The sequence below is a fragment of the Nocardia sp. NPDC051981 genome (assembly GCF_040680715.1).
GTDB lineage: Bacteria > Actinomycetota > Actinomycetes > Mycobacteriales > Mycobacteriaceae > Nocardia.
The window spans coordinates 149441-163706 of the sequence record NZ_JBFAXK010000003.1 but is presented as its reverse complement, the minus strand read 5'-3'; the positions used below and the strand labels follow the sequence as shown (position 1 = coordinate 163706).

Annotated in this window: 11 protein-coding genes and 1 tRNA gene; 4 read left to right on the top strand and 8 right to left on the bottom strand. The window is 68.4% G+C overall.

The features are described from left to right. The first annotated feature begins 25 nt into the window (after positions 1–25). From AB0L60_RS07805 to AB0L60_RS07795, 3 genes are read left to right on the top strand one after another with little or no spacing between them, the layout of a single operon-like run. Complete coding sequence (locus AB0L60_RS07805) at positions 26–667, top strand: aminodeoxychorismate/anthranilate synthase component II (RefSeq protein ID WP_364608970.1); 642 nt, start codon at positions 26–28, stop codon at positions 665–667. Further along, positions 664–1347, top strand: a complete 684-nt coding sequence (locus AB0L60_RS07800; RefSeq protein WP_364608967.1) for a dihydrofolate reductase family protein — start codon at positions 664–666, stop codon at positions 1345–1347. The genes AB0L60_RS07805 and AB0L60_RS07800 overlap by 4 nt, the downstream gene beginning before the upstream one ends. Then, the gene (locus AB0L60_RS07795; protein WP_364608964.1) at positions 1337–1801 is read left to right on the top strand and encodes a dCMP deaminase; all 465 of its coding nucleotides are present in this window, start codon (positions 1337–1339) and stop codon (positions 1799–1801) included. Before AB0L60_RS07800 ends, AB0L60_RS07795 begins: the two co-directional genes overlap by 11 nt. A gap of 84 nt (positions 1802–1885) precedes the next feature. Here AB0L60_RS07795 and pknB read toward each other — a convergent pair whose 3' ends face one another. The 7 genes from pknB to AB0L60_RS07760 all read right to left on the bottom strand — a co-directional run bounded on the left by pknB (position 1886) and on the right by AB0L60_RS07760 (position 11933). Continuing rightward, positions 1886–3784: a Stk1 family PASTA domain-containing Ser/Thr kinase gene (gene pknB / locus AB0L60_RS07790; protein ID WP_364608961.1), complete on the bottom strand. Its 1899-nt coding sequence runs from the start codon at positions 3782–3784 to the stop codon at positions 1886–1888. Continuing rightward, positions 3781–5370 (bottom strand): protein kinase, encoded by a 1590-nt coding sequence (locus AB0L60_RS07785; protein ID WP_364608958.1) that lies wholly within the window; start codon positions 5368–5370, stop codon positions 3781–3783. Before AB0L60_RS07785 ends, pknB begins: the two co-directional genes overlap by 4 nt. A 34-nt stretch (positions 5371–5404) precedes the next feature. Continuing rightward, positions 5405–6880: a penicillin-binding protein 2 gene (locus AB0L60_RS07780; RefSeq protein WP_364608955.1), complete on the bottom strand. Its 1476-nt coding sequence runs from the start codon at positions 6878–6880 to the stop codon at positions 5405–5407. Further along, positions 6877–8343, bottom strand: coding sequence for an FtsW/RodA/SpoVE family cell cycle protein (locus AB0L60_RS07775; protein WP_364608952.1), 1467 nt, complete (start codon positions 8341–8343; stop codon positions 6877–6879). Before AB0L60_RS07775 ends, AB0L60_RS07780 begins: the two co-directional genes overlap by 4 nt. Then, positions 8343–9851 carry a PP2C family serine/threonine-protein phosphatase gene (locus AB0L60_RS07770; protein ID WP_364608949.1) on the bottom strand — a complete coding sequence of 503 codons (1509 nt, stop codon included), beginning with the start codon at positions 9849–9851 and terminating at the stop codon, positions 8343–8345. The genes AB0L60_RS07775 and AB0L60_RS07770 overlap by 1 nt, the downstream gene beginning before the upstream one ends. Continuing rightward, positions 9848–10315 carry an FHA domain-containing protein gene (locus AB0L60_RS07765; protein WP_040862589.1) on the bottom strand — a complete coding sequence of 156 codons (468 nt, stop codon included), beginning with the start codon at positions 10313–10315 and terminating at the stop codon, positions 9848–9850. Before AB0L60_RS07765 ends, AB0L60_RS07770 begins: the two co-directional genes overlap by 4 nt. Positions 10316–10523: 208 nt before the next feature. After that, entirely contained in the window at positions 10524–11933 is a 1410-nt protein-coding gene (locus tag AB0L60_RS07760; protein ID WP_364608944.1) for a DUF3662 and FHA domain-containing protein, read from the bottom strand. A 292-nt stretch (positions 11934–12225) separates the two neighbouring features. Here AB0L60_RS07760 and AB0L60_RS07755 point away from each other — a divergent pair. After that, a tRNA-Leu gene (locus tag AB0L60_RS07755) sits at positions 12226–12311 on the top strand. An 822-nt stretch (positions 12312–13133) separates the two neighbouring features. Here AB0L60_RS07755 and AB0L60_RS07750 read toward each other — a convergent pair. Continuing rightward, complete coding sequence (locus AB0L60_RS07750) at positions 13134–14186, bottom strand: stage II sporulation protein M (protein ID WP_364608941.1); 1053 nt, start codon at positions 14184–14186, stop codon at positions 13134–13136. Positions 14187–14266 lie beyond the last annotated feature (80 nt).

Below are 14266 nucleotides of genomic sequence, written 5' to 3'. Positions count from 1 at the left end.
GCACCGCGCCCACTACTCTCGAATCATGCGTGTACTGGTCGTCGACAACTACGACAGCTTCGTGTTCAACCTGGTTCAGTATCTCGGACAGCTGGGTGTGGATGCCGAGGTCTGGCGCAACGACGATGATCGGCTCGCGGATGTGGACAAGGTTGTGCAGGACTACGACGGGGTGCTGATCAGCCCCGGGCCCGGCACCCCCGATCGCGCCGGCGCCAGCATCGCCCTGGTGCACGCCGCCGCCCGGCACGCCACTCCGCTGCTCGGCGTCTGCCTGGGTCATCAGGCCATCGGAGAAGCGTTCGGCGCCACCGTGACCCGCGCCCCCGAACTGCTGCACGGCAAGACCAGCGAGGTCTTCCACATCGGCGCGGGCGTGCTGGCCGGTCTGCCGGATCCGTTCATCGCCACCCGCTACCACTCGCTGACCGTCCTCGAGCAGACCATGCCACCGGAGCTGGAGGTGCTGGGCCGCACCGAATCCGGCATCGTCATGGCTCTGCGGCATCGCGATCTGCCCATCCACGGTGTGCAGTTCCATCCCGAATCCGTGCTCACCCAGGGCGGGCACCGCATGCTCGCCAACTGGCTGGGCGTGTGCGGCGAGCGGCCGGCGGAGGGACTGGTGCAGACCCTGGAGGCGGAGGTCGCGGCACTCGCGTCATGAGGCCGCACGTCATGCTGTCGGTGGCCGTCAGCATCGACGGCTATATCGACGACACCGGCCCCGACCGGTTGCTGCTGTCCAACGCAGCCGACTTCGACCGGGTGGACGCGTTGCGTGCGGACTCCGACGTCATTCTGATCGGCGCGGAAACCCTGCGGCGCGACAATCCCCGGCTGCTGGTCAACAGTGCGGATCGGCGCCTGCAGAGGGTTGCCGCGGGCAAGCCGGAGTATCCGGTGCGCGTGATCGTCACCGCCGGTGGCGATCTCGACCCGGAACTGCGGTTCTGGCACTGCGGCGGCGAAAGACTGGTCTACACCACCGATTCCGGGGCCACCCGCATCGGGGACCGTTTGGCCGGGCTGGCCGAGGTCGTCTCCCTCGGCTCGTTGATCGAATTCGATGCCCTGCTCGATGACCTGGGCAAACGGGGCTTGGAGCGGCTCATGGTCGAGGGCGGCGGTGCCATTCACACCGGCTTCCTGTCCGCCGGGCTGGCCGACGAGATCTGGATGGCCGTGGCGCCGGTCGTGGTCGGGGATCCGGCTGCCCCGCGCTTTCTCGGGCCCGCCGCCTTCCCGGGCGGCCCCAATCACCGCATGCAGCTGGCCGATGTGGGCCGGATCGGCGATATCGCGCTGCTGCGCTATCTGCCGAAGGAGGATTCCGATGTCGGATGATGAGGCACGGCTGGATCGCGGGTGGATGCGGCACGCCATCGGCCTGGCGCGGTTGTGCCCGCACAGCGACACCGCCTTCGCGGTGGGCGCGGTAATCGTGGGCGCGGACGGGGTGGAGATCGCGCACGGGTGGTCGCGGGAGACCGACGACAAGGTGCACGCCGAGGAGTCGGCGCTGAACAAGCTGGAGCCGGACGATCCGCGGCTGCCGTCGTCCACGCTGTACAGCACGCTGGAACCGTGCTCGCAGCGGGCGAGCCAGGATCGGCTGCCCTGCACGGATCGCATTCTGGGGGCCGGCATCCGGCGCGTGGTCATCGCCTGGCGGGAGCCCGGCACCTTCGTGGACAACTGCGTCGGGGTGGAGAAGCTGCGCGCGCACGGCGTCGAGGTGATCGAGCTGCCGGATCTGGCCGAAGAGGCCATGTCGATGAACCGTCATCTGCGACTGTAGGTTTCGCGCGCCGAGGGTTTCACATGAAACAAAGGGGGTCCGCGGACAGTCCGCGAACCCCCTGATCTCACAGTGGAATCGGCATCACGGCGGGCCGAGCGAGAGCACGCCGGTCGTGATGTTCACCGTCTGGCTCTTGCCCAGCGGAGAGCCCGCGGTCGGCTGCTGGGCCAGGATGCGCCCCACCTCACCCGCGTTCAGGGTGTTCATGTTGTTCTGGCTGACCTGCCCGTTCCAGCCCTTCTGCCGCAGCATGTCCACGGCCTGGGCCGGGGTCATGCCGCGCAGGTCGGGCATGGTCAGCTGGTCGCCGCTGGAGACCTGCACGGTGATGCTGGAACCCTTGTCGGCCTGGGTGCCCGCGGGCGGATTGGTGGCGATGACCGTGCCCTTGGGCTGGTTGTTCGGCACCTCCTGCACGGTCACCTTGAAACCGGCGGTGTCCGACAGCGTCGACTGCGCGACGTCGATGGACTGGCCGACCACGTCGGGCACCCGCACCTTGTCCGGGCCGGAGCCGAGGGTGATGGTGACCTGCCCGTCGGAGTCGATCTTCTGCCCCGCGTCGGGGGTCTGCCCGACGATCTTGTCTTTGTCCTCGGTGCTGGACGCTTCCCGCTTCACATCCGGATTCAGCCGCAGCCCCTGGGAATTCAGCTGCTGTTCGGCCTGCTGCTGGGTGAGCCCGGCCAGTTTCGGCACCGGCACCTGCTGCGGGCCGGCCGACACCTGCAGGGTGACGGTGCTGCCCTTGTCGACCCGCGAACCGCCCAGCGGCTGGGTGGCGATCACATTGCCCTGCGCCACCTTGGGATCGTTCTTCTGCTGGATGGCGACCGTGAAACCGGCTCGCTCCAGATCCCGTTGCGCCAGTTGGTAGTTCTGATTGGCCACATCCGGCACCGCGACCTGATCCGGATGCGAGCCGGGTCCGATCAGCATCCACAGCAGACCGCCGACCGCGGCGATCGCCGCCACCGCGAGCACCGCGATCAGCGCCGTGCGCCGGCGCGGGCTCGCCTCGACGATCTCCTGCTCGGTGGTGTCGTCGCGGCGTTCGACGGTGCGGTAGCTGCGCGGCAGCGGCAGTTCGTCGTCGAAGCTGCGGTCCTCGTCGGTCATCACCATGGGCGCGGTGGGTTTCTGCCCGCCCAGCACCCGGATCAGGTCGGCGCGCATCTCGGCGGCGGTCTGGTACCGGTTGGCCGGGTTCTTGCTCATGGCCTTGAGCACGACCGAGTCGAGTTCGCGCGGTACGCCCGGATGCACCTGCGACGGCAGCCGCGGATCCTCCCGGACGTGCTGGTAGGCCACCGCGACCGGCGAGTCGCCGGTGAAAGGCGGTTCGCCGGTGAGGATCTCGTAGAGCACACAGCCCACCGAGTACACGTCCGAGCGGGCGTCCACCTGTTCGCCGCGGGCCTGCTCGGGCGAGAGGTACTGGGCGGTGCCGATGACGGCGGCCGTCTGGGTCATGGGGTTGGAGCTGTCGGCGAGGGCCCGGGCGATGCCGAAGTCCATCACCTTCACCGCGCCGGCGCGGTTGATCATGATGTTGGCAGGCTTCATGTCCCGGTGCACGATGCCGTTGCGGTGCGAGAAGTCCAGCGCCGCACACACATCCGCGATGACCTCCATGGCGCGCCGGGGCGGCAGCGGGCCATTGCCGCGCACCAGGTCGCGCAGGGTGTCGCCGTCGACGTACTCCATGACGATGTAGGGCAGCGGGCCGCCGTCCACCTCGGCCTCGCCGGTGTCGTACACCGCCACGATGGCCGGATGGTTGAGCGCCGCCGCGTTCTGCGCCTCCCGCTTGAAGCGCAGGTAGAACGTGGGGTCGCGGGCGAGGTCGGCGCGCAGCACCTTGATGGCCACATCCCGGCCGAGCCGCAGATCCCGGGCCTTGTGGACCTCGGACATGCCACCGAACCCGATGATCTCGCCCAGCTCGTAGCGGGAGGAGAGGTTCTTCGGGGTCGTCATGGCAATCCTTGCTGCGGGACTGTGGATGAATAGGGGTCGGACTCGTAGACAGGACCGCGGTTACTGCCGGGACTTACTACGCCGGGATTCCCGCCGCCGGGACTCACGCCGCCCGGATTCGCTGGCAATGATGGTATGTCGTTGTTCGGCCAGGGCCAGCGGCCGGTAGTGGTCGGCCGTGCCGAGGTGGTGGTCTTCGGCACGGTGGTGGTCGGCGGCGCGGTCGTGGTGGGCGGTGGCGTGGTCGTCGGCTCGGGTGTGGTGGTCGGCGGCGGCTCGTAGGTGGTCACCGCGGGCGGCGGCATCGGCCGTTCCCGGGTGGTCGTGGTCGGCGGGGGCGTGGTGGTGGTCGGTGTGATCACCGGAGGCGCCACCACCGCGCTGGTGCGGGCGGGCGGCGTGGAGTCGTGCGAGGAGCTGCTCATCAGCACGATGGCGGCGGCCGCGCCCAGAATGAGCGCGCCCACGCCGAGCCCGGCGATGGCCTTCTGTCCGGCGGTGAATCGCCCGGTTCCGGGGTCTTCGGCGCCGGTGAACGTCATCGGGCCCACCGGGGTGCGCGGTCCGGGCATCACGGTGGTCGCGGAGGCGGGCGGCTCGGCGACGCCGCGCATGGGCTGCTGCTGCGGCGCGTACCGGGTGGTCGCCTGGTCGGCCCGGGCACCCGGAATGATCATGGTCGGTCCGGGCGGCAGCACCCGGGTGGCGCCGGTCATCGGCGGCACGGCAGGCATGCCGCCGGGCGGCGTGGGCCGGCGACCCGAGCGCACCGCGGCCACCGCGTCGGCGAATTCGCCACCATTGGTGTAGCGCTGGCCCGGATCCTTGGCCATGGTGATCTCGATGAGCTCCCGCACATTCGGCGGCAGATCGGCGGGCAGCGGCGGCGGGGCCTCCCGCACGTGCTTCATGGCCACGGTCAGCGCGCCGTCACCGGTGAACGGCCGTGCGCCCGAGAGCGCCTCGTAACCGACCACGCCCAGGGAGTACACGTCGGAGGCGGCGGTGGCGTCCTCGCCGGTGGCCTGCTCCGGCGCGATGTACTGGGCGGTGCCCATCACCATGCCGGTCTTGGTGACCGGGGAGGCGTCCACCGCCTTGGCGATGCCGAAGTCGGTGATCTTCACCTGACCGGTTGGGGTCACGAGGATATTGCCCGGCTTCACATCCCGGTGCACCACGCCCGCCAGGTGCGCGACCTGGAGTGCGCGCCCGGTCTGCTCGAGCATGTCCAGACCCTGCGCCACCGAGAGCCGGTTCAATCGCGACAGCACCGCGTTGAGCGGTTCACCCTGCACGTACTCCATGACCAGGTAGGCGATTTCACCGCCCGACCCGTCCTGCGTCTCGCCGTAGTCGTAGATGCTCGCGATGCCCGGGTGGTTCAGCTGCGCGGTGGTCCGCGCCTCGGTACGGAAGCGCTGCCGGAAGGTCGGATCGGCGGAGAACTCCGCCTTGAGCACCTTCACGGCGACCCGGCGGTCCAGCCGGGTGTCCAGCGCTTCCCAGACCTGACCCATGCCGCCGGTCGCGATCAGCCGCTGCAGCCGGTACCGGTCCGCGATCATCGCACCGTTGTTCAGCATTCGTGACCCTGTCTACCTTGCACTGTCATGTCGTTCAGCCCCCCAGTCCGGCATCCAGCACCGCTCGCGCGATCGGGGCGGCCACGGAACCGCCGGTGGCCGCCAGTGCCCGGTCGCCGCCGTTCTCGACGATCACCGCGATCGCGATCTTCGGGTTCTGCGCCGGCGCGAAGGCGATGTACCAGGCGTGCGGCGGCGTGTTGCGCGGATCGTTGCCGTGCTCGGCCGTGCCGGTCTTCGACGCGATCTGATACGAGCGCGGCTGCGTCCCTCCCTGCGTGTTCTTCTCCGACTCCAGCATCAGACTGGTGATCTGGGTGGCCACCTGCGGTGTCACCGCCTGGCCCACCGAGGTCGGCTTGGTGGTCTCCAGCGTGCTCAGGTCGGGCGCCTGCAGCTGATCCACCAGATACGGCTTCATCCGCACGCCGCCATTGGCGATGGTGGCCGCGATGACCGCATTGTCCAGCGGGGTGAGCGCGACGTCGCGCTGGCCGATGCTGGACTGGGCCATGGCCGCATTGTCGGGAATCGTTCCGACGGTACTGTCCGCCCAGGGGATCGGGATATTGGGGTGCTGGGTTCCGATTCCGAACGCGCTGGCCTCGTCCTTGAGTTTCGCGGCTCCGACCTTCATACCGAGCTCGGCGAAGGCGGTGTTACAGGAGTACTTGAAAGCGTCGGTGAGAGAAGCGGTTTGGGCGTCGCCGGGACCGCAGTGGCTGCCGTTGTAGTTCTCCAGCGTGGTGGTGGTGTCGGGCAGCGTGATCCGCGGCGCCGCGGTGAACTGGTCGTCGGGCTTGGCGATGCCGTTGGCGAGCGCGGCCGCGGTCACGATCACCTTGAAGGTGGAGCCCGGCGGATAGGTCTGCGAGACAGCGCGATTCAGCATCGGCTGGCGCGGATCCTGCTGCAGCTGCTCCCAGGTCTTCTGGGTGGCGGCGCCGTCGTGCCCGGCCAGCAGGTTCGGGTCGTAGGACGGCGTGGAGACCATGGTCAGGATGCGGCCGGTGCTGGGCTCGACGGCCACCACCGAACCGGTCAGCTTCTTGGCGGTGAGCTGGTCGTAGGCGACCTTCTGCATGACCGGGTTGAGCGTGGTCACCACATTGCCGCCGCGCGGATCCCGGCCGGAGATCATGTCGATGAGCCGGCGCCCGAACAGGCTGTTGTCGGAGCCGTTGAGCACCGAGTCCTCGGCGTGCTCGAGTTGGTTGCTGCCGTACTGCATCGAGTAGTAGCCGGTGGCGGGCGCGTAGGCCAGCGGATCGGTCGGGTAGGTGCGCAGGTACTTGTAGCGGTCGTCGGTGGCGACCGACGAGGCCAGCACCGTGCCCGCCGCGGAGATCTGGCCGCGCTGACGCGCGTACTCGTCCAGCAGGACTCGCACATTGCGCGGATCGTTGCGCAGGCTGTCGGCCTTGAACACCTGCACATAGGTGGCATTGGCGAGCAGCGCGACGATCATCACCATGACCGCCAGCGCCACCCGGCGCAGAGGCGTGTTCACGCGCCACCCCCCTCGACCTTGCGCAGCAGTTGAGTCGACGCGTCCGCGATCGGCTCCGCCCGCTTCCGGGCGGGCGCCGGCCGGCGGGCGGCATCGGACACCTTGATCAGCAGGCCCAGCAGCACATAGTTGGCCAGCAGGGACGAACCGCCGTAGGACATGTACGGCGTGGTGAGACCGGTCAGCGGAATCAGCTTGGTGACCCCGCCGACCACGACGAAGACCTGGATGGCGATCGTGAAGGACAGGCCCGCGGCCAGCAGCTTGCCGAAGCTGTCGCGAATGGCCAGCGCGGTGCGGATCCCGCGAACGGTGAACACGCAGAACAGCATCAGGATGGCGGTCAGCCCGATCAGGCCGAGCTCCTCCCCGATGGCGGAGATGATGAAGTCGGTCTTGGCGAACGGCACCTGCGAGGGCCGCCCGCTGCCCAGCCCGGTCCCGGCCAGTCCGCCGGTGGCCAGCCCGAACAGCGACTGCGAGATCTGGTAGCCGGTATTGGAGTAGTCGGCGAAGGGGTGCAGCCAGGTCGAGAACCGTACCCGCACATGCCCGAACGCGAAGTAGGCGAACACCACCCCGATGGTCAGCAGCACCAGCCCGACCGCCACCCAGCCCACCCGCTCGGTCGCGATGTAGAGCATGCACAGCACGGTGGCGAAGATGAGCAGCGAGGTGCCCAGATCCTTCTCCACCACGAGCACACCCACCGACAGCACCCAGACCAGCAGGATCGGGCCCATGTCGCGCATGCGCGGCAGTTCCATGCCGAACACGTGCTTGCCCGCGCCGGTGAACAGGTCGCGCTTGGACACCAGCACACCGGCGAAGAACACGATGAGCGCGATCTTGGCGAACTCACCGGGCTGAACACTGAAGCCCGGCAGGCGAATCCAGATCTTCGCGCCGTTCACCTGCGAGTACCGGTCCGGCAGCACCGCGGGCAGGGCGAGGGCGATGACCCCGATCAGGCCGAGGGTGTAGGCGTAGCGGGCCAGGCTGCGGTAGTCCCGCAGCGCGATCAGCAACCCCGTGAAAACCACCATTCCCAGCCCCGTCCACAGCACCTGCTGGTTGGCGTCGGGGGAGGGGATGGGCAGGGAGGCGAACGCGGCGTCCTGTGCCTGCGCCAGGTCGATGCGGTGGATCACCACCAGGCCCAACCCGTTCAGCAGCGCCACGATCGGTAGGAGGACTGGATCCGCGAAGGCCGCGAACCGCCGCACCGCCAGATGCGCGACGCCGAACAATGCCATGTACGCGGCACCGAGTTTGGCGATCTCCCAGGTGATCGCCTGCTCCTGACTGGCCTCCACCAGCACCAGCGACACCGTGGTGATGACGGCCGCCAGCCCCAGGAGCAGCAGCTCGACATTGCGCCGGGTGGCGGGCGGCGGCGCAGGAGCGAATCCGCCCGGTGGACTGGGAAAAGCCCCAGTGGACGGCGGTGCCGGTGCGGACATCAGTCCGCCGTCCTGCAGTTCTGCCCCGGAGTCTGCGGTGCCGTGGTGGTGGTGACAGGAGCGGTCGGCTGGTCGGTCTTGCGGGGTTCCAGCGGGTGGTTCTCGCCGGTGCGCTCACCGCCGGTGAGGTTGCCGGGCGCCGCCGGAGCGGCCGGGGTGGTGGTGACGGGTGTGCCCGGCTGGTTGGGGTCGGCGGGCATCGGGACCGGCGTGGTCGACGGAGTGACCGGCGCCTGCTGCTGCTTCTCGCACGGGGGCAGCAGTTCGCCCTGTACCAGGTTCCGGATCTGCTTGACGGCGTCGTCGCGGGAACCGGGCGGCAGGCCCTTGTCGACCGAATCGCGGCCGCTGGGGCGGAGATCGCTGCGGGTCAGCTGGGCACAGCCGGAGGGAAACTTGTCCCCGGGTGCGGTCAGGGTCAATTCGCCGCCGCGCGTGACGCAGCCGACCTGGTCCACATCGCGGATGGAGTAGCCCAGCACCGAACCGGGCAGGCCGCGCAGCACGACCACCTTCTCGCCGTCCACACCGACGTAGTAGTTGCTGCGAATCATGTTGTAGCCCACGGTGAGTCCCGCGCCCACCGCCACCAGCAGGGCCAGCGACAGCGCCAGCCAACGCAGCTTGTGGCTCTTCTTGGGCGGTTCGGGTTCGGGCTGCGGCACCGCGCGGCGCGGCGTGGCGCGCGGCGGGCGCATGGCGGCGGCCCGGCCGGCGGCGGTGTTCGGCGGGGGAGTGTCCTCGTCCTCGCCGGAGGCCGCGCCCGCCACGATCGGGTGACTCTGGCCGTAGTCCAGGTCGATGACGTCGGCGACCACCACGGTCACGTTGTCGGGACCGCCACTGCGCAACGCCAATTCGATGAGCCGATCCGCCGACTCGTCGGTGGTGCCCTCGCGCAGCGTGTTGGCGATGGTCTCGTCGCTCACCACGTCCGAGAGGCCGTCGGAGCAGAGCAGATAGCGGTCCCCGGCACGCGCCTCCCGCACCACCAGGGTGGGGTCGATCTCGTTGCCGGTGAGCGCCCGCATGATCAGTGAGCGCTGGGGATGAGTGTGGGCCTGCTCCGGGGTGATCCGCCCCTCGTCCACCAGCGACTGCACGAAGGTGTCGTCGCGGGTGATCTGGGTCAGCTCACCGCCTCTGAGCATGTAGGCGCGGGAGTCGCCGATGTGGGCGAGGCCGAGTTTGCGCCCGGCGAACAGGATGGCGGTGAGCGTGGTGCCCATGCCGTCGAGTTCGGGCTCCTCCTCGACCTGGTCGGCGATGGCCGCATTGCCCTCGTGCACAGCACGATTCAGCTTGCCGAGCAGATCGTCGCCGGGCTCGTCGTCGTCCAGATGCGCCAGGGCGGCGATCATCAGCTGTGAGGCGACCTCACCGGCGGCGTGGCCGCCCATGCCGTCCGCCAGCGCGAGCAGTCGCGCACCTGCGTAGACGGAATCCTCGTTGTTGGCTCGGACGAGACCACGGTCGCTGCGCGCTGCGTAGCGGAGAACAAGTGTCACGATCGCAGCTCGATCACTGTCTTGCCGACACGGACAGGGGTGCCGAGTGGAACTCGGACCGGAGTGGTGACCTTCGACCGGTCGAGGTAGGTCCCGTTGGTGGAACCGAGATCCTCGACGTACCAGTCCTCACCGCGCGGAGACAGTCGCGCGTGGCGGGTGGAGGCGTAGTCGTCGGTGAGAACCAGTGTGGAGTCGTCGGCCCGCCCGATCAGCACCGGCTGTGTGCCGAGCGAGATGCGGGTGCCGGCGAGAGAACCCTGAGTCACCACGAGATATTTGGCGCCCTTCTGGCCCCGGCGAAATGATGGGAGCACCGCGGAACCGCCTGCGGCCCGAGGCGCGACCCGGAGGCCGGAAGCCGCGTAGATATCGCTGCGCAGGGTCCGGAGCACCGCCCACACGAACAGCCACAACAACAGCAGGAACCCCGCACGGGTCAATTGCAGGATCAATCCCTGCACGGTGCTCCACCTCCTGTTCGACCGTGTCGTGAGTACGGGGCAGTTACGGAGGTGTGGCTCCGTGACCCCCAACCGGTGTGTTGCTGGTCAGCGCGGCCAGAGTCCGCCGCGAGCATTGGCAGCATCATAGGGCCGTCGACCGGTTGCGATCACGATACGACCGAGGAATTCCCAGCCATATCGTGACCTGCACCGCGAGCTTACGGGATCAGACGATCCGGATCAGGATCTCGGAATGTCCGGCGCGGATGACATCCCCGTCGGCGAGCTGCCAATCCTGGACGGGAGACCCGTTGACCAGCGTGCCATTGGTCGAACCGAGGTCCGAGAGCATCGCGGTCTGGCCGTCCCAGCGAACCTCGATGTGGCGCCGGGAAACGCCCGTATCCGGCAACCGGAAGTGCGCGTCCTGCCCGCGGCCGATGATGTTGCTGCCCTCGCGCAACTGGTAGGTGCGGCCGGAGCCGTCGTCCAGCTGCAGCGTGGCCGAGTAACCCGAGCCGCGCGCCGGCGCCGCACCGTAGCCGGCCTGCTGCTGGCCGTAGCCCTGCTGCTGCCCGTACGCCTGCTCGTCGCCGTAGCCGCCCTGCTCCTGATACTGGTCGTAGCCCTGCTGGCCGTAGCCCTGCTGCTGCCCGTACCCCTGCTCGGCGTAGCCCTGCTGACCGTAGCCGCCCTGGTCATAGCCCTGCTGGCCGTAGCCCTGCTGCTGGCCGTAGCCCTGGTCGGCGTAGCCCTGCTGCTGGCCGTAACCGCCGCCCTGCTCGCTGTAGGCCTGGTCGTAGCCGTGCTGCTGCTGGCCGTAGCCCTGGTCGGCGTAGCCGCCCTGCTGGCCGTAGGCCTGCTCGGACTGGCCGTAGCCCTGCTGCTGGCCGTAGCCCTGCTCGGCGTAGCCGCCCTGCTGGCCGTAACCGCCGCCCTGCTGCTGGTTGTAGTCGTAGCCGTTCTGGTAGTCGCCGTAGGCCTGCTCGGACTGGCCGTAGCCGCCCTGCTCGTAGCCCTGCTGACCACCGCGGCCGTACTCGCCGTAACCCTGCTGACCTTGACGGCCCGCAGGCGGGGGCGCGTACCCGCGGTTCCGCGGATCGGACTCCGCGGGCTCACGGCTTGGGTCGTAGCCTGAGTTCTGCGTCATGGGGCCAGCTCCTGGTTGCGGGTTGGGTCGTTGTGGGCGTCCAGGTCCCGGTGACGGGCCTGCCCGCCCACCCGCGTCCGGATCGACCCGGCCGCGTGTCCTGAACTGTCCGGTGTGCAGCGTAGGGGATGCCTCGAACTCCACGTGTACTTCACCGTAGGTCTGCCACCCTTGCTCGCGGATGTAGTCCTGCAGATGCTTGGCGAAGGCACGCTTGGTGAGCTCGTAATCCTGCGTGGCGAGATCGCGATCCGGCTGTCCCTCGCCCTGGACGAGCTGCCGTAGATCCGACTCGTTGACGGTGATGGCATAGCTGTTCGGAGCCAGCAGATGCCCGCCACCGAGATCCTGGATGTGGTCGGCGGCCTCGCGCTGCAGTGCGGCCTCGACCTCCTGGGGCACGACGCTCCCGCCGAAGGCGCGGGCGAAGACATCGCCGACAGCCCCCTGGAGACGGCGCTCGAATCGGGAAACAATTCCCATGCCCCCTCCCTTCTCGGGTCCTGCCGCTCCGGTGCGGGAGCGTGCGTCGTGTCATCTGTCCGACCGGCCGTGACGTGCGCGATGTGTCCTTGAATAGCAACACGCGGACATGGCGTGTCGCCGCAAGGACACGGTGATTGCATGATATCCACGATCGTCCACACCTGTAACTCTTGGCGGCGAGCCGAGGTTCCCGGGTCGAACGCGGATCGTGATCACCCCTCCGCACCCCCGATAACCAGGCGATTTCGTTTTGGCGCAGACCCCGTGATACGTTTCTTCCCGTCGCTCAGGGCGAGTGGCGGAATGGCAGACGCGCTGGCTTCAGGTGCCAGTGTCCGTAAGGACGTGGGGGTTCAAGTCCCCCCTCGCCCACCACGAGGAAGGCCCTCGATCCGAATCGGATCGGGGGCCTTCTTCTATGTCCGGGTTCGATGGTGTCCGAGATCGCCGTCCGGCTGTCCGGGTTCGGCGGGTCCGGGCCGGGAGCGTGATGTCGGATAGGCATGAGTGTGGCGCCCGGGGCCGGCCCGCGCGGGCGGGGTCGCGCCGCGAATCCGCACGGTGTCGGTTCCACTCAGCGAGACTCGAAAAGCCGCTGGTCACAACGGATGTGACGAAGATCGCACACCCTGTTCGGGGTTACCCGCCGGAAGCGTTGCCAGGGGGCGTTTCGGGGCTTCCGCGGGGGCGAAAATCGTTTGCCAGAAGATGCCGACATGAGTATGCGCCCGATTAAGGTCCAGTTATGCCTGATGATCATTTAGCGAAAGCCATTCGAAACAAACTTGAGGTTTGTTTGACCTTGGGTGATCAGTCGGCAATCGGCCTGAGCTGGGACGAAACGCCAGCTTAACAGTGGTTGAACCGATGGTGAGCGGAAAATTTGCGAGTTTTGGGCAAACCAACTGACAGGGTTCGAAACGCATCGGGCGCCAGGGTTCGAAAGAGGTCTCGAAACGCGACCGCGAGGATAGTTTCGGACCCCTCCGCAGACCGCCCGCAAAGCGTATGCCGGGAATTAGCGATCTTGTCGGGTTCCCTACTGGGAAAGGGTGTTTCGCCTGGTCGCCTTATACGTCCGGTGGGCAAGTCGGAGGTTGCGTAGCCATAACGATTGTGTAGAGTCGTCGGCAACGCTGGCCGCAGCTGAGCCGGACTCGCTGCGGCCAGTGGAAATCAATCCGAACGGTGCCGCGACTACGAAGTCGCCACTCCCACAACCGGTTCCGGACCCTTCCCGATCGAGTAGCCCGTGATGTGCTCCGGGCGATTGCTCGCTGCCCGCTCCGACCGCAGGCGCTCCTGCTCCCGCACCGCACCGCGGCCGCGCCCGAATACATAAGCCAGGAAACCGAGTTCGGCCAGCGCGCCGATGCCGACCCGGGCCGCGGTGGGCAGTCCGCTGGGTGTGACGAAGCCCTCGAGGAAACCCGACACCAGCAGCACGCCCACCAGCCCGAGCGCGATCACCGCGGTCGCCCGGCCCTGCCGCGCCAGCGCCTGCGGGCGGCTCTCCCGGCCCGGATCGATCAGCGTCCAGCCCAGCTGCAGACCCGCCCCGCCGGCCACGAAGATGGCTGTGAGCTCCAGCATTCCGTGCGGCAGGAGCCAGCCGAAGAACGGGCCCAGCCGCCCCGCCCCCGCCATCAGCCCGGCACTGATACCGAGGTTCAAGGCGTTCATGGACAACAGGTAGACGGCGGGCAGGATGAGCACTCCGAGGAAGAGCGCCATGGCCGACACCCACGCGTTGTTGGTCCACACCTTGGCGGCGAAGGCGTCGTGCGAGTGCTCGTAGTAGTACGTCTCGAATTCGCCACCGGGGCGCGTCAAGGCATCTGTATCCGTGTCCAGGCCGAGATGCCGGCGCGCGGCCTCCGACTTGGCCACCCACGCCGCCAGCCCGGCCGACCCGAGCAGGAACACCGTCGCGACCGACAGCCACCAGGGCCGCGCCCGGTACACGGCGGCCGGGAACCGGTGCGTGAAGAAGTAGGCGATCTCCCTCGGCGTGTCGAAGCGGGCGCTCAGTATCCGGCCCCGCGCCCGGGTCAGCACCGCCGACAGCCCGGCAACGAGGTCCGGATCCGCCTCGCGCGACTGCAGCCGGGCCAGCTGCTGCGACGCCAGCCGGTAGAGCCGCACCAGCTCGTCGGACTCCGAACCCGTGAGCCGCTTGCGGCGGGAGGCCAACTGATCCAGCCGCTCCCAGGAAGGCCTGTGAACGAACATGTAGGCGTCCAGATCCATGAGTACCCCTCCTGCGCTACGGCTGACAGAATGCTATCCATCGTGTTTCCGCCCGGCTGGGCAAGCCGAGGAGGTTCGCG